This window comes from Pseudomonas mendocina (genome assembly GCF_900636545.1).
Taxonomy (GTDB): domain Bacteria; phylum Pseudomonadota; class Gammaproteobacteria; order Pseudomonadales; family Pseudomonadaceae; genus Aquipseudomonas; species Aquipseudomonas mendocina.
Map to the genome: position 1 here is coordinate 2,905,220 of NZ_LR134290.1, position 19,692 is coordinate 2,924,911.

Here is a 19,692-nt window from a genome sequence, read left to right on the forward strand (position 1 = left end):
TCTGCGAGATGAAACGCCCCCTATGCGTGGCGCTGCCGCCAGTCGCAAGACCAGCCTGTCCGTCCCCTATCAGAAGCCAACGTTGGCTTCTGGGAAGTGCGTCCCTCATATGGCGTCTCGACAGACAAGCTCTAGACAATCTCTGCACCATGCTGAAGTTGCAGGTACCAAGTGATACCATTGCGCGCCTCGACGGTCCCCACCACCACAGGGGCCCGACACCAAGACGCTCGACACAGCCCTGCCTTGATCGGCTCGCCTGCCAGCCAGGGCATAGTGTTAACCCACATGCGCAGGTTCGTCTCCCTCTGTTCGGGCTTGGCTGAAGGCTCGAAAGCGACAGCCACCCGTTCACAGCGCACCCCAAGTTACTGATAGGTAAGTCCCTTGATCTCCACCGCTAACATCACCATGCAGTTCGGCGCCAAGCCGCTGTTCGAGAACGTTTCCGTCAAGTTCAACAACGGCAATCGCTACGGCCTGATCGGCGCCAACGGCTGCGGCAAGTCGACCTTCATGAAGATCCTCGGCGGTGATCTGGAGCCGTCGGCCGGCCAGGTCATGCTCGAGCCGAACGTACGCCTGGGCAAACTGCGCCAGGATCAGTTCGCCTACGAAGAATTCAACGTGATCGATACCGTGATCATGGGCCATCAGGAGCTGTGGAAGGTCAAGGCCGAGCGCGACCGCATCTATTCGCTGCCGGAAATGAGCGAAGAAGACGGCATGAAGGTCGGTGAGCTCGAAGGCGAGTTCGCCGAGATGGACGGCTACACCGCCGAGTCCCGCGCGGGCGAGCTGCTGCTCGGCCTGGGCATTCCGCTGGAACAGCATTTCGGCCCGATGAGCGAAGTTGCCCCCGGCTGGAAGCTGCGCGTGCTGCTGGCCCAGGCGCTGTTCTCCGATCCGGACGTGCTGCTGCTCGACGAGCCGACCAACCACCTGGACATCAACACCATCCGCTGGCTGGAAACGATCCTCACGGCGCGTAACAGCACCATGATCATCATTTCCCACGACCGTCACTTCCTCAACGCGGTCTGCACCCACATGGCCGACCTGGATTACGGCGAGCTGCGCCTGTTCCCGGGCAACTACGACGAGTACATGACGGCCTCGACTCAAGCTCGCGAGCAACTGCTGGCCGACAACGCCAAGAAGAAGGCGCAGATCGCCGAGCTGCAAACCTTCGTCAGCCGCTTCTCGGCCAACGCCTCCAAGGCCAAACAGGCCACCAGCCGTGCCAAGCAGATCGACAAGATCCAACTGGCCGAGGTCAAGCCATCGAGCCGGGTCAGCCCGTTCATCCGCTTCGATCAGAACAAGAAGCTGCACCGCCAGGCCGTGACCCTCGAAAAGCTGTCCAAGGCCTTCGATGACAAGGTGCTGTTCAAGAACTTCAGCTTCCAGATCGAAGCCGGCGAGCGCGTGGCCATCATCGGCCCCAACGGTATCGGCAAGACCACCCTGCTGCGCACCCTGGTCGGTGAAATGCAGCCGGACGCCGGCAGCGTGAAGTGGACCGACAGCGCCGAGGTGGGCTACTACGCCCAGGATCACGCCCACGACTTCGAAGCCGACGAGACGCTGTTCGAGTGGATGGGCCAGTGGACCAGCGGCGAGCAGAACATCCGCGCCGCACTGGGCCGCATGCTGTTCTCCTCCGACGAAATCCAGAAGTCGGTGAAGGTACTTTCCGGTGGTGAACAGGGCCGCATGCTGTTCGGCAAGCTCGCCTGCCAGAAGCCCAACGTGCTGGTGATGGACGAACCGACCAACCACCTGGACATGGAGTCCATCGAAGCGCTCAACCTGGCGCTGGAGAACTATCCGGGCACGCTGATCTTCGTCAGCCATGACCGCGAGTTCGTCAGCTCCCTGGCCACGCGCATCATCGAGCTGTCGGACAACGGCGTCACTGATTTCAGCGGCACCTACGACGATTACCTGCGCAGCCAGGGCATCATCGTCTGAGGACTACTGCAGAAATGACAAAGCCCGCGAAAGCGGGCTTTGTCATTTCTGCGTCCGGCTCAGGCAGTGGCGAACAGCTCGGAGATGCGCTGCGTAGCGCCCTTCATGGCTTGCGCACGCGGCTCTTCACCATAGGCCAAGCCTTCGGCGCGGACGATCTCGATGTCATCGATACCCAGGAAGTTCAACACTCGAACCAGGTAGTCCTCATGTGCCTGACCAGACGGCTGGCCGGCGTGAATCCCACCAGCGCTGGATGCGATTACCACGGTCTTGCCACCAGCCAGCCCTACCGGACCATTCTCGCTGTAGCTGAAGGTCTTGCCGGCCACGGCAATACGGTCGATCCAGGCCTTGAGCTGGCTGGGAATAGCGAAGTTGTACATCGGCGCACCGATGACGATGGCATCGGCAGCCAAGAACTCTTCCAGGGTGCGCTCGGCCAGCTCGGCTTCGTGCTTCTGCGCGGCGTCACGCAGTTCGTCCGGCGTACCGGCGGCAACCAGGCTGGCTGCGGAAAGGTGGCTCAGCGCATCGCTGGCCAGGTCACGGTAGGTCACCTGGGCATTCGGCGCAGCAGCACTCCAAGCTTCGACCACAGAGCGGCTGAGCTGACGGGAAGCGGACGCATCCCCCAGGATGCTGGAATCGATGTGCATTAGTTTCATGGTGTATCTCCAGAGAGTGGTGCGACGTAGCAGCACAATGGAGGTGATACTACTCATGAGCTCAATAACCGATAAGATGGCAAAATCGTGATGCTTCGTCCCACATATAGGACAGTGAAATGCAGGACCTCAACGACTTGTTCTACTTCGCCAAAGTGGTGGAAGCCGGTGGTTTCGCCGCGGCCGGACGTGCATTGGGCATTCCCAAGTCGCGCCTGTCGCGGCGCATCGCCGAGCTGGAGCAGCGCCTGGGCGCGCGCTTGCTGCAACGCTCGACACGCAAGCTGGCGCTGACCGATATCGGCGAACGCTACCTGCGCCATTGCCAGGCGATGTTGCTGGAAGCGGAACAGGCCGAGGAAACTGTCACAAACCTGACCAGCGAGCCGCGTGGCCGGGTGCGTTTCTCCACCCCCCCTGGCGTTGCAATACTGCCGAACCTGATCAATGAGTTTCTGAGCCGCTATCCCAGGGTCCAGTTGGAGGTGCTGCAGACCAGCCGGCGCATCGATCTGCTCAACGAAGCAGTGGACGTCGCCTTGCGCGTGCGTAACGTCGATGATGAGGAACCGGGGCTGATCACCCGCCGCCTGCTGCCTGCGCGTGCCCATATCGTGGCGCGCCCGGATCTGGTCGCCGGGCTGCGCCTGGAACAACCGGAAGATCTGCAGCAGTTACCGGCCCTGGGGGCGATTGGCGCTGATCGGCGTATTCATCTGCGCTTCTGCCATGCCACGTCTCAGGAGTCTCGGGAAATTGCCCTGGAGGCGCGCCTGGCAGTCGACGACTTCCCAATGCGCAAGGCCGCAGCGCTGGCCGGTGTGGGCATCACCTTGCTGCCGACCACACATTGCCACGAGGAGTTGGCCGATGGCCGTCTGATTGCCCTGCTGCCGCAGTGGACGGTGCCGCAGGGACATATTCAGTTGGCCTATACCCACCGCCGCGGCATGTCGCCGGCAGTCCGCGCCTGGATCGATCTGCTCAGCGACGCGTTCAGCCGCTGGAGCTTTCCGCTCTGACTCAGATGCGGAACTGACGCACCAGCGCTCCGAGGCGATCACCGAGGCCTGCCAGGCTGCGTGCCGTCTGCGCACCACGCTCGGTTTCATCAGCGACACTGTCCACGGCTACCGCGATCTGATGCACGCTGCGGTTGATCTCTTCGGCCACCGCGGTCTGTTCCTCAGCGGCGCTGGCGATCTGTGCGTTCATGGCGTTGATGGTGGCGATCAATTGGGCGATGGCATCGAGCGATTCGCCGGCCTTGTTGGCCTGCTCGCTGGTTAGCTCGCCGGCATCGCTGGAACGGCGCATCGAAGTCACCGACTGCTGCGTACCCTGCTGCAGACGGTCGATCATGCCCTGGATTTCCTGGGTGCTCTGCTGTGTGCGGCTGGCCAAGGCGCGCACCTCATCGGCGACCACAGCGAAACCACGCCCGGCCTCGCCGGCACGCGCCGCCTCGATCGCCGCATTGAGCGCCAGCAGGTTGGTCTGCTCGGCAATCGAGCGGATCACATCGAGCACGCTGACGATCGACTGCACGTCCTGCTGCAGACTGTCGAGCGATACGCCGCTGCTGCGAATATCCTCCACCAGTGAGTGAATGCGCTGGATGCTGCCGTCCACCACGCTCTTCGCCGCCTGGCCTTCACGGTCGGTCTGCTGTGCGGCCTCGGCGGCGTTCTGTGCACTCTTGGCCACCTCATGAGCGGCGGCCGACATCTCGTTGATCGCCGTGGCCACCTGATCGGTTTCGTGGCGCTGTTGCGCCATGGCCTGCTCCGAACGCTGCGCCTGATCAGAAACCTGATTGACCAGCTCGGTGAGCTGCCCGGTCATCTCGACGATCTGCCGCACCAGGCCATGCACCTTCTCGACGAAACGGTTGAACGAGCCCGCCAGTTGGCCAAGCTCGTCATCACTGGTGACGGGTAGACGACGCGTCAGATCGCCCTCACCCGCTGCGATGTCGTCGAGGTTGGCCTTGATTTGCTGCAGAGGACGCAGGAAGGCATTGCCCAGCCAGACGCCAATCACCCCGAATACCAGCAGCAGGATCGCTGCCACGACCACGATGCTGGTGATGATGGTGTTGATGCGTTGATCGATATCCTCCTGCACCTCACTGATGCGCGCCTCGATGCCATCGAGATTGAGCGCGGTGCCAAGGGCCATGTCCCATTTCGGCAAGTAGTAGCTGTAGGCGAGCTTGGGTACCATCACCGATTCATTGCCAGGCAGTGGCGAGGAGTAGTTGACGAAGTAGCTGTTGTTCTTCGCCACGTTGACCAGCTCACGGTTGATGTAGACGCCATTCGGGTCGCGGCGGTCGGCCAGGCTCTTGCCCACGTCCACTGGGCTATCGCCGCGGAACAGGCGCACCACGTTGGAATCATGACCGAAGAAGTAGCCGTCAGCGCCGTACTTGATCTTGGAGAGAACCGCGATGGCCTGCTCGCGACTGGCCATGTCACCCTGCGCGGCGCCGTCGTAGAGCCCCTTCACGGAACCAAGGGCGATCTGGATATAGTGCTCCAGCTCGCTACGCTTCTCTTGCATCAGCCGCTCACGGGTTTCGGCGACCTCGTCTGCCGCCAGGCTTTGCAGCACCCGCGCCGCAGTACCGCTGAGCACCAGGGCGAAGAGGATGACGGGAACCAGCGCAAGCAGTATGACCTTGGCTTTCAGTGTCAGGCGCATTTCTTGTTGTCCTTATGTGCGAAACCAAAAACGGGGCTACCGATATATCGGCAACCCCGTGGAGGAATTAAGCGACTCAAGGCGCCGAGAACTTAATCCGGCGCATGCTCACCTCTTCACAGGAGCATAGCGGCCGCCCAACCGAACGCCAGCAGCGGCAGGTTGTAGTGCAGGAAGGTGGGCACCACGCTGTCCCAGATGTGGTTGTGCTGGCCATCGGCGTTCAAACCCGAAGTTGGCCCGAGCGTCGAGTCAGAAGCGGGTGAACCAGCATCACCCAGCGCCCCGGCAGTGCCGACGATGCAGACGATGGCCAACGGGCTGAAACCCAGTTGCACGCCAAGCGGGACGAAGATCGCGGCGATGATCGGGATAGTGGAAAAGGATGAGCCAATACCCATGGTCACCAGTAGCCCGACCAGCAACATCAGCAGCGCACCGACCGCCTTGTTGTGACCGATCAACGCTGCCGAGCTGTCGACCAGGGTCTTCACCTCACCGGTGGTCTTCATGACCTCGGCGAAGCCGGCGGCGGCGATCATGATGAAGCCGATCATAGCCATCATCTTCATGCCTTCGGTGAACAGGCCGTCCGCTTCTTTCCAGCGCACCACACCGGAAACCGAGAAGATCACGAAGCCGACCAGCGCGCCGATGATCATCGAATCCAGCCACAGCTGCACGACGAACGCAGCGGCAATCGCCAGCCCGGCAACCAGTAGGCTCAGCGGGTTGTACTGGGCATCCACGCGCTCGGTCTGCGCCACCTTTTCCAGGTCATACATGCGCTTGCCGCGATAACTGAAAAACACTGCCACGAGCAGACCGAAGAGCATACCCAGCGCCGGGATGGCCATGGCCTGGGTGATGCTGATGCCGGTGACGTCGACACCGGACTTGGCGACATTGGCCAGCAGGATCTCGTTGAGGAAGATGCCGCCAAAGCCAACCGGCAGGAACATGTACGGTGTGATCAGGCCGAAGGTCAGCACACAGGCGATCAGGCGGCGATCAAGCTGCAGCTTGCTCAACACGTACAGCAGCGGCGGTACCAGCAACGGAATGAAGGCGATGTGAATCGGCAGCAGGTTCTGCGAGGAGATAGCGACCGCCAGCAGCAACGCGATCAGCAACCATTTCAACGCACCACCCGCACCTTCCTGCTGCTTGTCGACCAGCGCCAACGCGCGATCCGCCAAGGCATGCGCGAGGCCGGATTTGGCGATGGCCACGGCGAAAGCACCGAGCAGTGCGTAGGACAGCGCAACCGTCGCCCCGCCACCCAGCCCCTGGTTGAACGCCTTCAGCGTACCTTCGACACCCAAGCCACCCCACAGGCCGCCGGCCAGCGCGCCGATGATCAGAGCCACGACCACGTGTACGCGACAGAGACTGAGGACCAGCATGATGCCGACCGCGGCGATTACAGCGTTCATAAGCACTCCACCTGCACAACGCAAAAAGCCGCGTACTCTGCCGTATGCGGACTATCCTGTCAAAATCGACGCTCGTTCAGAATTTAAATCAATACGTGCATAATCTCGATCAAAATACCAACCGGTCAAGAATGCTCGGCACGCACCGATAACCTACTAGTCCATGTAGAAAGGAACGCATCATGCTGTTCAGTCGTCTTTCGATCCAATGGAAGATCACCCTGCTCGCCGGCCTCTGCCTGCTCGCCATCGTCACGCTGCTGGTGGGCGCTTCGCAGTATCAGTCCAGCCGCAGCGCCACCCTGGTGCGCGAGGCCAGCTCCGGTATGCTCGAGGAAAGTGCCAAGCTGCGCCTTAAGGCGCGCGGCGAACTGCAGGCGATCCGCGTCCAGCGCTACTTCATGGACGCCTATCAATACGGCAAGGGATTTTCCCGGCAGATTCTCTTTTTGCGCGAGCAAGCGGAGAAGCGCTTTCTCGATGCCTTCGACCTGCGCGAAGACCTGACTCGCCAGGTACGCAGCAGCCTGGAAGCCAATCCTGCCCTGCTTGGTCTGTACCTGGTATTCGAGCCCAACGCCCTGGATGGCAAGGATGAGCTGTTCGCCGACCAACCCGACCTGGGCAGCAATGAGCGTGGGCGCTTCGCCCTGTACTGGGCGCAGCCCACGGTCGGCCAACTGGAAGCCGAGGTGATGAACGAAGAGCTGCTCGGCGACACCACGCCTGGCACCAACGGCATCGCCTACAACACCTGGTACACCTGCCCGCGCGAGACGCGCCAGCCCTGCGTGTTGGAACCCTATTACGACGAGGTCAACGGACAACAAACGCTGATGACCAGCATCGCTTTCCCACTGGAGCTCGGCGGCAAGATCATCGGCGTGATGGGCGTAGATATCAGCCTGGCCAGCCTGCAACAGATCAGCCAGGAGGCCAATCGCGAGCTTTACGAAGGCCAGGGGCATATCAGCATCTTCAGCCCCAGCGCGTTGCTGGCAGGTCATAGCCGCGACGGCAGCCTTCTGAGCCAACCCGTGGAGCGCGCCTATACCGATCATGCGGGTGAACTGCGCAACCTGATCCAGGCCGGCAGCGATGCCGAACTCAATCATGGCGACATGCTGCGCGAACTCAGCCCGTTCAAACCCATTCCCGAAGCCAAGCCATGGTCGGTGTTGCTGGAAGTGCCGCAGGAAGTCCTTCTGGCACGCGCCATCAAACTGGGCGCGCAGCTCGACGCCAACCGTGCCAGCGACAGCCTCGTAGCGCTGCTGATGGGGCTCGTCGCGGTGGTCGCGGGCTTGCTGCTGATGTGGCTGACGGCGCGCGGCGTGACGCGGCCGATTCTCGGCGTGGCCGCCATGCTCAAGGACATCGCCAGCGGCGAAGGCGACCTGACCCGTCGCCTGCAGTACGCCAGGCAGGATGAGCTGGGCGAGCTGGCCGGCTGGTTCAACCGCTTCCTCGACAAGTTGCAGCCGATCATCGCCGACGTGAAGAGCAGTGTGATCGATGCACGCGGCACCGCCGACAAATCCGCGGCCATTGCCAGCCAAACCAGCGCCGGCATGCAGCAGCAGTACCGCGAAGTCGACCAGGTGGCAACCGCCTTCCAGGAGATGAGCGCCACCGCACAAGATGTCGCGCACAACGCCGCACAGGCCGCAGAAGCGGCGCGCAACGCCGATCTGGCCAGTCGCGAGGGCCTGCAGGTGATCGACCGCACCACCAGCACCATCGACCTGCTGGCCAATGAAATGAACGTGGCCATGCAGGAAGTCGAGGGCCTGGCCAGTAGCAGCGAGCAGATCGGCTCGGTGCTCGAGGTGATTCGCTCGATTGCCGAACAGACCAACCTCCTCGCCCTCAACGCCGCCATCGAGGCCGCGCGTGCCGGTGAAGCTGGTCGTGGCTTTGCCGTGGTCGCCGATGAAGTGCGCAACCTGGCCAAACGCACCCAGGATTCGGTGGAGGAAATTCGTCAGGTGATCGAAGGACTGCAGAACGGCACGCGCGAAGTGGTCAGCACCATGCACAGCAGCCATCGCCAGGCCCAGGGCAGCGTCGAGCAGGTGCAACTGGCCGTGGCCGCATTGCAGCGCATCAGTCAGGCCGTCAGCACCATTACCGACATGAACCTGCAGATCGCCAGCGCCGCGGAGGAACAGAGTTCGGTAGCCGAGGAAATCAATCGCAACGTCGCATCGATCCGCGACGTCACCGAAGCCATCACCGCACAAGCAGATGAATCGGCACAGGTGAGCCAGAACCTTAACCGGCTGGCCAATCACCAGCAGAGCCTGATGGACCAGTTCCGTGTTTGACGCCAAATCATCCCTGATCTGGCAGCGCGTCCCTTGCAGCGCAGGCAGGCAATCGCCTAGCCTGCGTTCTTTTTTGGGGAAGCAGCATGCTCAATATCGCCTTGGTCGCCGGCTCCAGCCGTAACAACAGCCAATCGGGAAAGGTCGCCCGCGTACTGCGTCAGCGCCTGATCGAAATGGGACAAACCACTCAGGACACCAGCAGCATCATCGACCTGGGCCTGGCCCCGCTGCCGCTTTGGCCGGCGGAAGATGCCGGTCCCTGGGCCATGTATCAGCAGCAGCTAGCAGCCGCCGATGCGGTGGTGATCATCGCGCCGGAGTGGAACGGCATGGCCTGTCCGGCGATCAAGAATTTCTTCATCTACGCCAGCAAAGCCGAGCTCGCGCACAAACCCGGCCTGCTGGTTGGCGTTTCCTCCGGCATTGGTGGCGCCTATCCCATCGGTGAGCTGCGCGCCTCCAGCTACAAGAATTGCCGCCTGTGCTATCTGCCTGAGCACCTCATCGTGCGTCAGATCGAGAAGGTTCTGAACGGTCCGCAACCGGTTGATGAAGCCGATGAGCGAATCCGTGCGCGCATCGACTATGCGCTCGACGTCCTGGTGCGTTATGCCCACGCCCTGCAGCCGGTACGCGCCGCGATCAGCTTCGACAATCCGGCGTTCGCCAACGGAATGTAAGGGATCGTCTTGCACGCCCCGTAGGGTGGGTTAGCGGCGTTGAACATTGCGTTTGCAGACGCCAGCGAAGTTATCGCGCCGCGTAACCCACCAACGATGGCTTGCCCGGCGCAAGGCCATGACCTCGGCCTCAGCTCAACGCCGGGGCAAGCTGACCATCACCCGCAACCCGCCCAGCGGACTGTCCTGCAGTTCGATACGACCGTTCCAGGCCTCGATGATATCGCGCACGATACCGAGTCCCAGGCCATGGCCTGCCACTTGTTCGTCCAGGCGTGTGCCGCGTCCAAGCACGGCCTCACGGCGTTCTGCATCGATGCCGGGGCCGTCGTCATCGACATATAAACGATAGCCGTCGGCACTCTCCTCTACCCTCAGCTGCACGTGCTGATCGGCCCATTTGCAGGCGTTGTCCAGCAAATTTCCGAGCAGCTCCAGCAAGTCCTCGCGGTCGCGCGGCAGAATCAGCCCCGCCGGCGCCTGCCAATCCAGGCTCAGGCCACGGTCATGAATCATCGATAAGGTGGCGAAAAGCCCCGGCAGCTCCTGCGCACAATCGAACCGCGCGCCAGGCAGTACCTCGCCGGCCAGACGCGCACGCCCAAGCTCGCGGCTGAGACGTTGCTCGATCTGCTCCAGTTGTTCGCGCATGCTTGCGCGCAGCGCCGGATGGGCGGCCATCTCCTCACGGCCGGCCAGGCTGATAAGTACTGCCAACGGGGTTTTCAGCGCATGGCCGAGGTTGCCCAGCGCATTACGCGAGCGCTTGAGCGTGTCTTCGGTATGCGCCAACAGGTGGTTGATCTGCGCTACCAGCGATTCCAGCTCCTCGGGCACTTCGGCATCCAGCTCGGTACGCCGTCCTTGCTGCAATTGCACGATCTGCTGGCGCACCTGCTCCAGCGGGCGCAACGCCCGGCGCACGGTATAACGCTGCGCTATCAGGATCAGTAGCAATGCGGCACCTCCCAGGCCGAGTCCAACCCACTGCATATGGCGAAAGCTCTGCAGTATCGGTTGGTAGTCCTGAGCCACGCTGATCGAAAGGTTTTCGCCATAGCGGCGGTAATCGGCGCGGTAGATCAACAGCAACTGACCCTGCGGGCCGTCGCCCAGCTCGGCCTGCATGCCCGTACCATTGGGCTTGAGCAATTCACGATCCCATAGCGAACGTGAACGCCAGCTCCGGTCGGAAAAATCGATACGAAAGTAATGCCCGGAGAATTGCCGCTGGAACGAGGGATCAAGGCGTCGTTCATCCAGTTGCAGACCTGAAGGCCCGCGCACCAGCGCCGCCAGCAGCCCCTGGGCCTCGTCGCGCAGATCATCTTCCAGGTAGGCACGCAGGCCGCGGTCAAATACCCAGAGGCTGGCCTGCGCCAGAACCAGTCCGGCCAGCAGTAGCGTCGCGGCCAGGCCAATACCGAGCCGACGCTGAATGGACCTCAACCCTGGTCTCCGGTGAAGCGGTAGCCCTGCCCGCGTCGCGTCTCGATCACATTGCGCCCAAGCTTGCCGCGCAGACGATTGACGTGCACTTCGATGACGTTGGAGTCGCGCTCGGTCTCGCCGTCATATAGATGGTCGGCAAGATGGCTTTTGGAGAGGATCTGGCCGGGGTGCAGCATGAAATAGCGCAGGAGACGAAACTCGGCAGCAGTCAGGTCGATGGCCTCGCCACCTGAGGTCACGCACTGGCGGCTCTCGTCCAGCTGCAGACCGGCAGCTTCCAGTTGCGGCTGGTTGGCCAGGCCATGCGCGCGGCGCAACAGCGCCTGAATACGCAGGGTCAGCTCCTCGGGATGAAAGGGTTTGGTCAGGTAATCGTCGGCACCGGCCTTAAGCCCCTCGATGCGCTCGGCCCAGGAACCACGGGCGGTGAGCACTAGCACCGGTGTCGCCAGCCCGCCGGCGCGCCATTCCTGCAGCACCTCCAGGCCCGGCTTGCCTGGTAGACCGAGGTCGAGAATGATCAGGTCATAAGGTTCGCTGGCGCCCTGGTAGGCTGCATCACGCCCATCGGCCAGCCAATCCACGGCGTAACCCTGGCGAGCCAGGCTGGCAGTCAGCTCATCGGCCAGGGGTACATGGTCTTCCACCAGCAACAGGCGCATCAGTCGTCTTCCTCATCCTTCAGAATATTGCCGTTGCGGGCATCCAGTTCGAGCTCACGTACCACGCCCAAGGTGGTCAGGATCTCGACTTCATAGACCAGCACGCCGTCTTCCTCCTCCAACTCCGCCTCGAGCAGCGTGGAGCCGGGATAAGCCTTACCAATATGCTGCATCAATTGCTCGAACGGCATGATGATGCCCTCACGGCGCAACCGCAGGGCCTCGTCCTGGTCGAGATCACGCGCAATGCCTGGCACACTGGCAAAACCGCAGGCCAGAACCAGCAATAGCGCGGTGGTACGTTGAAACTTCATCAATCGTCCTGGTGGTTCTTGAGAATTTCCCCAGTGCTGGCATCCAGCTCCAGGTCCCATTGCACGCCTTGAGCGTCGCGCAGCTCGATCTGATAGATATAGCGACCGTATTCATCTTCCAGCTCGGTTTCCTCGATGCGCGCCCCCGGATGCTGAGCCAGGGCCGCTTCATTGAGCTGCTCGAAGGACTTGATGGTTCCGGCATCGCGTAGACGCAAAGCCTCGTCCGGGCCGAGATCACGCGCTTGGGCAATGGTAGCGGCGCTGACAAGGGTGGCAAGTGTTGCGAGGCTGAGCAATCGTTTCATAGGGGTTCTCCAGCAATGAATCAGTGAGTGCCACTCTAGGCCCAGGCACTTAATTCAAGCTGAATTCACTTGCGTCATTCACGCCATGAAGTGGCTTGGCCTGCCCCATCAGCGCTCTATAATCGCCTGTTCGAAAGGAGGCATCGATGAGCGCGATCCATATCAAATCCCCTGCCCTGACTCTCAAGGCGGGTCCCCGAGCCATGGCACGGATTCGCCAGGATGGTCTTAGCCCGGCGGACGTTGGCATCCTGCCTGGCGCCGCAGGTGGCCCCAAAGGCATCGGTATTCAGGGGCTGGATCTCGCAATGTTTGCTGACTGGTTGCCCCGCGCTCCACGTGAGCGCGCGCTGATCGGTGCCTCGATTGGCTCCTGGCGCTTCGCCAGTGCCTGCCTGCCCGATCCGGCCGCCGGTATTCGACGACTCGGCGAGTTGTACACCTCTCAACGCTTCGCCAAAGGCGTGAGCATGGCAGACGTATCGGGCAGTTGCCGGCAGATGCTCAACGAACTGCTCGCCGGCCAGGACGCAGCCATCATCACCAACCCTCACTATCGCCTACATATCGTCGTGGTCAAAAGCCACGGCCTGCTGCAGCACGATCATCGCGGCAAACTGAGCCTCGGCCTGTCATCGGTGATCGGCAACAACCTGCTGGCCCGCCAACGCCTTGGGCGCCATTTCGACCGGGTTATCCTGCATGATGTGCGACAAACACCGCCGTTGGCGCAACTCAGTGACTTCCGCTCGCACTTCCATGCCCTGACCGCGGAAAATTTGCGTCACGCGCTGCTGGCATCAGGCTCGATTCCCATGGTGATGGAGGCGATCCGCGAGATCCCAGGCCTGGAACCAGGTGCCTATCGCGATGGTGGCCTGCTCGACTACCACCTCGACCTGCCCTACAACGGTGAAGACATCGTGCTCTATCCGCACTTCACCGACCGGGTGATACCGGGTTGGTTCGACAAGAGCATGCCCTGGCGCCGTGGCGACCGTAAGCGCCTGCAGAATGCATTGCTGGTTGCTCCTTCACGGGAGTACCTAGCGCGCCTGCCGCACGGAAAACTGCCGGATCGTACCGACTTCAAACGCTACCTGGGCAACGATGAAGGGCGTGAACGCTATTGGCGCCAGGCCATGGCCGAGAGCGCGCGGCTCGGTGACGAATTCCTCGAGCTGGTCGAAAACGGCCGCTTGGCAGAGCGCCTGCAACCACTCTGATATCAGCGAAGCGCTCAACTTGGAGTGCAGCCGTGATAAGGCGGCCACCGGTTCAGACCTGATAAACTGTACAACTCAACGCCAGTCAGGCGGAATCATTTACGCGAGCGCTGTTCAGTGGAATTGTTCAAAGAGTTCATCTTCGAGGCGGCCCATCGCCTGCCGCACGTACCGGAAGGCCACAAATGCGGCCGCCTGCACGGCCACTCCTTCCGAGTCGCCATTTATATCGAAGGTGAAGTCGACCCTTATACCGGCTGGATTCGCGACTTCTCCGAGATCAAGGCGATCTTCAAGCCAATCTATGAACAGCTCGACCACAACTACCTGAACGATATCCCCGGCTTGGAAAACCCAACCAGCGAAGTGCTGGCCAAGTGGATCTGGCAACAGGTAAAGCCCTTACTGCCGGAGCTGTCGCGCGTACGCATCCACGAAACCTGCACCAGCGGCTGCGAATACCGCGGCGACTGATTAACCAGCAGAAATACCAAGGCCACCTTCGAGGTGGCTTTTTTATTGGTCCAACGCACCTGAACCTGGCTGTGACCGCCCCCGTACAGTGCCCGCAGCGTTGTTTTCCGCCGCGCAAAGAAGAAACCCCAGACCGCGTTAGCGATCTGGGGTTTCGTATAGGAGCTTGACGATGACCTACTCTCACATGGTGAAGCACCACACTACCATCGGCGATGCGTCGTTTCACTACTGAGTTCGGGATGGGATCAGGTGGTTCCAACGCTCTATGGTCGTCAAGCAATTCGGTTGGGATCTCGCGGTTAGGCGCTATCCCTTGGATACGTGATAGATGATTTGTAGTTCTTGCAAATTTTCGGCTTTCTGTCGACTTCACCATCGACACCCTCTGTCTCCGGCCTATGCCTTCGCAGATTGTTTGGGTGTTATATGGTCAAGCCTCACGGGCAATTAGTATGGGTTAGCTCAACGCCTCACAGCGCTTACACACCCCACCTATCAACGTCGTAGTCTTCGACGGCCCTTCAGGGAGCTCAAGGCTCCAGTGAGATCTCATCTTGAGGCAAGTTTCCCGCTTAGATGCTTTCAGCGGTTATCTTTTCCGAACATAGCTACCCGGCAATGCCACTGGCGTGACAACCGGAACACCAGAGGTTCGTCCAACCCGGTCCTCTCGTACTAAGGTCAGCCCCTCTCAAATCTCAAACGTCCACGGCAGATAGGGACCGAACTGTCTCACGACGTTCTAAACCCAGCTCGCGTACCACTTTAAATGGCGAACAGCCATACCCTTGGGACCGGCTTCAGCCCCAGGATGTGATGAGCCGACATCGAGGTGCCAAACACCGCCGTCGATATGAACTCTTGGGCGGTATCAGCCTGTTATCCCCGGAGTACCTTTTATCCGTTGAGCGATGGCCCTTCCATACAGAACCACCGGATCACTAAGACCTACTTTCGTACCTGCTCGACGTGTCTGTCTCGCAGTCAAGCGCGCTTTTGCCTTTATACTCTACGACCGATTTCCGACCGGTCTGAGCGCACCTTCGTACTCCTCCGTTACTCTTTGGGAGGAGACCGCCCCAGTCAAACTACCCACCATACACTGTCCTCGACCCGGATGACGGGCCAGAGTTAGAACCTCAAGGTTGCCAGGGTGGTATTTCAAGGATGGCTCCATGAGAACTGGCGTCCCCACTTCAAAGCCTCCCACCTATCCTACACAAGCAAGCTCAAAGTCCAGTGCAAAGCTATAGTAAAGGTTCACGGGGTCTTTCCGTCTAGCCGCGGATACACTGCATCTTCACAGCGATTTCAATTTCACTGAGTCTCGGGTGGAGACAGCGCCGCCATCGTTACGCCATTCGTGCAGGTCGGAACTTACCCGACAAGGAATTTCGCTACCTTAGGACCGTTATAGTTACGGCCGCCGTTTACCGGGGCTTCGATCAAGAGCTTCGCTTGCGCTAACCCCATCAATTAACCTTCCGGCACCGGGCAGGCGTCACACCCTATACGTCCACTTTCGTGTTTGCAGAGTGCTGTGTTTTTAATAAACAGTCGCAGCGGCCTGGTATCTTCGACCGGCATGGGCTTACGTAGTAAATACTTCACCCTCACCGGCGCACCTTCTCCCGAAGTTACGGTGCCATTTTGCCTAGTTCCTTCACCCGAGTTCTCTCAAGCGCCTTGGTATTCTCTACCTAACCACCTGTGTCGGTTTGGGGTACGGTTCCTAGTTACCTGAAGCTTAGAAGCTTTTCCTGGAAGCATGGCATCAACCACTTCGCATTCTAAAAGAACGCTCGTCATCAGCTCTCGGCCTTGATCTCCCGGATTTACCTAAGAAATCAGCCTACCACCTTAAACACGGACAACCAACGCCGTGCTGGCCTAGCCTTCTCCGTCCCTCCATCGCAGTAACTAGAAGTACGGGAATATTAACCCGTTTCCCATCGACTACGCATTTCTGCCTCGCCTTAGGGGCCGACTAACCCTGCGTCGATTAACGTTGCGCAGGAAACCTTGGTCTTTCGGCGTGCGAGTTTTTCACTCGCATTGTCGTTACTCATGTCAGCATTCGCACTTCTGATACCTCCAGCAAGCTTCTCAACTCACCTTCACAGGCTTACAGAACGCTCCTCTACCGCTCATCCAAAGGATGAACCCGTAGCTTCGGTGTATGGTTTGAGCCCCGTTACATCTTCCGCGCAGGCCGACTCGACTAGTGAGCTATTACGCTTTCTTTAAAGGATGGCTGCTTCTAAGCCAACCTCCTAGCTGTCTAAGCCTTCCCACATCGTTTCCCACTTAACCATAACTTTGGGACCTTAGCTGACGGTCTGGGTTGTTTCCCTTTTCACGACGGACGTTAGCACCCGCCGTGTGTCTCCCGTGCTGACACTTGCTGGTATTCGGAGTTTGCATCGGTTTGGTAAGTCGGGATGACCCCCTAGCCGAAACAGTGCTCTACCCCCAGCAGTGATACACGAGGCGCTACCTAAATAGCTTTCGAGGAGAACCAGCTATCTCCGAGCTTGATTAGCCTTTCACTCCGATCCACAGGTCATCCGCTAACTTTTCAACGGTAGTCGGTTCGGTCCTCCAGTCAGTGTTACCTAACCTTCAACCTGCCCATGGATAGATCGCCCGGTTTCGGGTCTATACCCAGCGACTAAAGCGCCCTATTAAGACTCGCTTTCGCTACGCCTCCCCTATTCGGTTAAGCTCGCCACTGAATATAAGTCGCTGACCCATTATACAAAAGGTACGCAGTCACCCAACAAAGTAGGCTCCCACTGCTTGTACGCATACGGTTTCAGGTTCTATTTCACTCCCCTCTCCGGGGTTCTTTTCGCCTTTCCCTCACGGTACTGGTTCACTATCGGTCAGTCAGTAGTATTTAGCCTTGGAGGATGGTCCCCCCATGTTCAGACAAGGTTTCTCGTGCCCCGTCCTACTCGATTTCATTGATAAGAGCGTTTCGTGTACGGGGCTATCACCCACTACGGCGGCACTTTCCAGAGCCTTCCACTACACTCAAATCAACTTAAGGGCTAGTCCCCGTTCGCTCGCCACTACTTAGGGAATCTCGGTTGATTTCTTTTCCTCAGGGTACTTAGATGTTTCAGTTCCCCTGGTTCGCTTCTTGCACCTATGGATTCAGTACAAGATACCCGGCTTGTGCCGGGTGGGTTCCCCCATTCAGAGATCTCTGGATCACAGTCTGTTTGCCGACTCCCCAAAGCTTTTCGCAGGCTACCACGTCTTTCATCGCCTCTGACTGCCAAGGCATCCACCGTATGCGCTTCTTCACTTGACCATATAACCCCAAGCAATCTGGTTACTGTCTCAATCGTGAAGACGACATTCGCCGAAAATTTGCGTCTTGAGAACTACAAATTTTACCTTGACCAGATCAATTGCCAGTGAAAGCAATTAATCAGTCACTTCTATCACATATCCAAATTTTTAAAGAACGATTTTCTACCGGTCAAAAGACCAGAAATCAGCACTCGCCAGGCTTACCCTGAAGCGCTCATTTCTGAACTCTTTAACTCACCGCAACACGTAGAGAGTGGTGGAGCCAAGCGGGATCGAACCGCTGACCTCCTGCGTGCAAAGCAGGCGCTCTCCCAGCTGAGCTATGGCCCCGTAATCTTCTGCACCAAGCAATTGGTAGGTCTGGGCAGATTTGAACTGCCGACCTCACCCTTATCAGGGGTGCGCTCTAACCAACTGAGCTACAGACCTATAACAGGGTCGCGTTACAGCATCGTCTTCGACTATGAATCAAGCAATTCGTGTGGGAACTTATGAAGAAGCTGATGTCTTCGATTAAGGAGGTGATCCAGCCGCAGGTTCCCCTACGGCTACCTTGTTACGACTTCACCCCAGTCATGAATCACTCCGTGGTAACCGTCCCCCCGAAGGTTAGACTAGCTACTTCTGGAGCAACCCACTCCCATGGTGTGACGGGCGGTGTGTACAAGGCCCGGGAACGTATTCACCGTGACATTCTGATTCACGATTACTAGCGATTCCGACTTCACGCAGTCGAGTTGCAGACTGCGATCCGGACTACGATCGGTTTTATGGGATTAGCTCCACCTCGCGGCTTGGCAACCCTTTGTACCGACCATTGTAGCACGTGTGTAGCCCTGGCCGTAAGGGCCATGATGACTTGACGTCATCCCCACCTTCCTCCGGTTTGTCACCGGCAGTCTCCTTAGAGTGCCCACCATAACGTGCTGGTAACTAAGGACAAGGGTTGCGCTCGTTACGGGACTTAACCCAACATCTCACGACACGAGCTGACGACAGCCATGCAGCACCTGTGTCTGAGTTCCCGAAGGCACCAATCCATCTCTGGAAAGTTCTCAGCATGTCAAGGCCAGGTAAGGTTCTTCGCGTTGCTTCGAATTAAACCACATGCTCCACCGCTTGTGCGGGCCCCCGTCAATTCATTTGAGTTTTAACCTTGCGGCCGTACTCCCCAGGCGGTCAACTTAATGCGTTAGCTGCGCCACTAAGTTCTCAAGGAACCCAACGGCTAGTTGACATCGTTTACGGCGTGGACTACCAGGGTATCTAATCCTGTTTGCTCCCCACGCTTTCGCACCTCAGTGTCAGTATCAGTCCAGGTGGTCGCCTTCGCCACTGGTGTTCCTTCCTATATCTACGCATTTCACCGCTACACAGGAAATTCCACCACCCTCTACCGTACTCTAGCTCGCCAGTTTTGGATGCAGTTCCCAGGTTGAGCCCGGGGCTTTCACATCCAACTTAACGAACCACCTACGCGCGCTTTACGCCCAGTAATTCCGATTAACGCTTGCACCCTTCGTATTACCGCGGCTGCTGGCACGAAGTTAGCCGGTGCTTATTCTGTCGGTAACGTCAAAACAGCAAGGTATTAACTTACTGCTCTTCCTCCCAACTTAAAGTGCTTTACAATCCGAAGACCTTCTTCACACACGCGGCATGGCTGGATCAGGCTTTCGCCCATTGTCCAATATTCCCCACTGCTGCCTCCCGTAGGAGTCTGGACCGTGTCTCAGTTCCAGTGTGACTGATCATCCTCTCAGACCAGTTACGGATCGTCGCCTTGGTGAGCCATTACCTCACCAACTAGCTAATCCGACCTAGGCTCATCTGATAGCGCAAGGCCCGAAGGTCCCCTGCTTTCTCCCGTAGGACGTACGCGGTATTAGCGTTCCTTTCGGAACGTTATCCCCCACTACCAGGCAGATTCCTAGGCATTACTCACCCGTCCGCCGCTAAATCAGAGAGCAAGCTCTCTTCATCCGCTCGACTTGCATGTGTTAGGCCTGCCGCCAGCGTTCAATCTGAGCCATGATCAAACTCTTCAGTTCAATACTGCTTGGGTTTTGAGAAAACCCTAAACTTGGCTCAGCAATCGCAAATAAACTCTCGAATTCACGAGTGTTACTTGTGATGCT

The 19,692-nt window shown here is 59.1% G+C and carries 13 protein-coding genes, 2 tRNA genes and 3 rRNA genes; 6 read left to right on the forward strand and 12 right to left on the reverse strand.

Translation table 11 applies throughout. From position 1 onward, the window contains the following. The first annotated feature begins 387 nt into the window (after positions 1–387). A complete protein-coding gene (locus EL191_RS13435; protein WP_017362930.1) occupies positions 388–1,974 on the forward strand; it encodes an ABC-F family ATPase in 1,587 nt (528 codons plus the stop codon). Between the two features lie 59 nt (positions 1,975–2,033). Here EL191_RS13435 and EL191_RS13440 read toward each other — a convergent pair whose 3' ends face one another. Then, complete coding sequence (locus EL191_RS13440; RefSeq protein WP_041978807.1) at positions 2,034–2,642, reverse strand: FMN-dependent NADH-azoreductase; 609 nt, start codon at positions 2,640–2,642, stop codon at positions 2,034–2,036. A 119-nt stretch (positions 2,643–2,761) separates the two neighbouring features. On the opposite strand from EL191_RS13440, the gene EL191_RS13445 reads away from it, so the two are divergent. After that, complete coding sequence (locus EL191_RS13445; protein ID WP_041978805.1) at positions 2,762–3,664, forward strand: LysR substrate-binding domain-containing protein; 903 nt, start codon at positions 2,762–2,764, stop codon at positions 3,662–3,664. Between the two features lies 1 nt (position 3,665). Here EL191_RS13445 and EL191_RS13450 read toward each other — a convergent pair whose 3' ends face one another. Continuing rightward, complete coding sequence (locus tag EL191_RS13450) at positions 3,666–5,348, reverse strand: methyl-accepting chemotaxis protein (RefSeq protein ID WP_041978803.1); 1,683 nt, start codon at positions 5,346–5,348, stop codon at positions 3,666–3,668. A gap of 116 nt (positions 5,349–5,464) precedes the next feature. Then, positions 5,465–6,784 (reverse strand): Na+/H+ antiporter family protein, encoded by a 1,320-nt coding sequence (locus tag EL191_RS13455; RefSeq protein ID WP_041978800.1) that lies wholly within the window; start codon positions 6,782–6,784, stop codon positions 5,465–5,467. Positions 6,785–6,966: 182 nt separating this feature from the next. Here EL191_RS13455 and EL191_RS13460 point away from each other — a divergent pair, with 182 nt between their 5' ends. Both EL191_RS13460 and EL191_RS13465 read left to right on the forward strand, forming a co-directional pair. Further along, complete coding sequence (locus tag EL191_RS13460; RefSeq protein WP_041978798.1) at positions 6,967–9,111, forward strand: methyl-accepting chemotaxis protein; 2,145 nt, start codon at positions 6,967–6,969, stop codon at positions 9,109–9,111. Positions 9,112–9,197: 86 nt separating this feature from the next. Further along, on the forward strand, positions 9,198–9,794 hold the full coding sequence (locus EL191_RS13465; protein ID WP_041978796.1) for an NADPH-dependent FMN reductase: 597 nt from the start codon (positions 9,198–9,200) through the stop codon (positions 9,792–9,794). A 135-nt stretch (positions 9,795–9,929) separates the two neighbouring features. Here the strand turns inward: EL191_RS13465 and EL191_RS13470 are convergent, their stop codons facing one another. Genes EL191_RS13470 through EL191_RS13485 form a run of 4 tightly spaced genes read right to left on the reverse strand, consistent with a single transcriptional unit; the run spans position 9,930 to position 12,530 of the window. Further along, positions 9,930–11,243: an ATP-binding protein gene (locus EL191_RS13470; RefSeq protein WP_017362924.1), complete on the reverse strand. Its 1,314-nt coding sequence runs from the start codon at positions 11,241–11,243 to the stop codon at positions 9,930–9,932. After that, a complete protein-coding gene (locus EL191_RS13475) occupies positions 11,240–11,908 on the reverse strand; it encodes a response regulator transcription factor (protein WP_041978794.1) in 669 nt (222 codons plus the stop codon). Before EL191_RS13475 ends, EL191_RS13470 begins: the two co-directional genes overlap by 4 nt. Next, positions 11,908–12,222, reverse strand: a complete 315-nt coding sequence (locus EL191_RS13480) for a PepSY domain-containing protein (protein ID WP_017362922.1) — start codon at positions 12,220–12,222, stop codon at positions 11,908–11,910. Before EL191_RS13480 ends, EL191_RS13475 begins: the two co-directional genes overlap by 1 nt. Further along, positions 12,222–12,530 (reverse strand): PepSY domain-containing protein, encoded by a 309-nt coding sequence (locus tag EL191_RS13485; RefSeq protein ID WP_037005640.1) that lies wholly within the window; start codon positions 12,528–12,530, stop codon positions 12,222–12,224. Before EL191_RS13485 ends, EL191_RS13480 begins: the two co-directional genes overlap by 1 nt. 146 nt (positions 12,531–12,676) lie before the next feature. On the opposite strand from EL191_RS13485, the gene EL191_RS13490 reads away from it, so the two are divergent. After that, positions 12,677–13,756, forward strand: a complete 1,080-nt coding sequence (locus tag EL191_RS13490; protein WP_041978790.1) for a patatin-like phospholipase family protein — start codon at positions 12,677–12,679, stop codon at positions 13,754–13,756. Between the two features lie 117 nt (positions 13,757–13,873). Further along, positions 13,874–14,230, forward strand: a complete 357-nt coding sequence (gene queD, locus EL191_RS13495) for a 6-carboxytetrahydropterin synthase QueD (RefSeq protein WP_003461315.1) — start codon at positions 13,874–13,876, stop codon at positions 14,228–14,230. A 164-nt stretch (positions 14,231–14,394) separates the two neighbouring features. Here queD and rrf read toward each other — a convergent pair. The 5 genes from rrf to EL191_RS13520 all read right to left on the reverse strand — a co-directional run bounded on the left by rrf (position 14,395) and on the right by EL191_RS13520 (position 19,605). Beyond that, positions 14,395–14,510: ribosomal RNA gene (gene rrf / locus EL191_RS13500) — 5S ribosomal RNA — on the reverse strand. Positions 14,511–14,659: 149 nt separating this feature from the next. Then, positions 14,660–17,552, reverse strand: a 23S ribosomal RNA gene (locus tag EL191_RS13505). 256 nt (positions 17,553–17,808) lie between these two features. Beyond that, a tRNA-Ala gene (locus EL191_RS13510) sits at positions 17,809–17,884 on the reverse strand. A gap of 22 nt (positions 17,885–17,906) precedes the next feature. Then, positions 17,907–17,983: transfer RNA gene (locus tag EL191_RS13515), tRNA-Ile, on the reverse strand. An 85-nt stretch (positions 17,984–18,068) separates the two neighbouring features. Beyond that, positions 18,069–19,605: ribosomal RNA gene (locus tag EL191_RS13520) — 16S ribosomal RNA — on the reverse strand. The 16S, 23S and 5S rRNA genes sit together here with 2 tRNA genes alongside, the layout of an rRNA operon. Between the last annotated feature and the right edge of the window lie 87 nt (positions 19,606–19,692).

What these genes read in the sequence shown, in the direction of transcription:
- EL191_RS13440 (WP_041978807.1), bottom strand. Translation starts at nt 2,642, where the DNA reads ATGAAACTAATGCACATCGATTCCAGCATCCTGGGGGATGCGTCCGCT.
- EL191_RS13445 (WP_041978805.1), top strand. Translation starts at nt 2,762, where the DNA reads ATGCAGGACCTCAACGACTTGTTCTACTTCGCCAAAGTGGTGGAAGCC.
- EL191_RS13450 (WP_041978803.1), bottom strand. Translation starts at nt 5,348, where the DNA reads ATGCGCCTGACACTGAAAGCCAAGGTCATACTGCTTGCGCTGGTTCCC.
- EL191_RS13455 (WP_041978800.1), bottom strand. Translation starts at nt 6,784, where the DNA reads ATGAACGCTGTAATCGCCGCGGTCGGCATCATGCTGGTCCTCAGTCTC.
- EL191_RS13460 (WP_041978798.1), top strand. Translation starts at nt 6,967, where the DNA reads ATGCTGTTCAGTCGTCTTTCGATCCAATGGAAGATCACCCTGCTCGCC.
- EL191_RS13465 (WP_041978796.1), top strand. Translation starts at nt 9,198, where the DNA reads ATGCTCAATATCGCCTTGGTCGCCGGCTCCAGCCGTAACAACAGCCAA.
- EL191_RS13475 (WP_041978794.1), bottom strand. Translation starts at nt 11,908, where the DNA reads ATGCGCCTGTTGCTGGTGGAAGACCATGTACCCCTGGCCGATGAGCTG.
- EL191_RS13480 (WP_017362922.1), bottom strand. Translation starts at nt 12,222, where the DNA reads ATGAAGTTTCAACGTACCACCGCGCTATTGCTGGTTCTGGCCTGCGGT.
- EL191_RS13485 (WP_037005640.1), bottom strand. Translation starts at nt 12,530, where the DNA reads ATGAAACGATTGCTCAGCCTCGCAACACTTGCCACCCTTGTCAGCGCC.
- EL191_RS13490 (WP_041978790.1), top strand. Translation starts at nt 12,677, where the DNA reads ATGAGCGCGATCCATATCAAATCCCCTGCCCTGACTCTCAAGGCGGGT.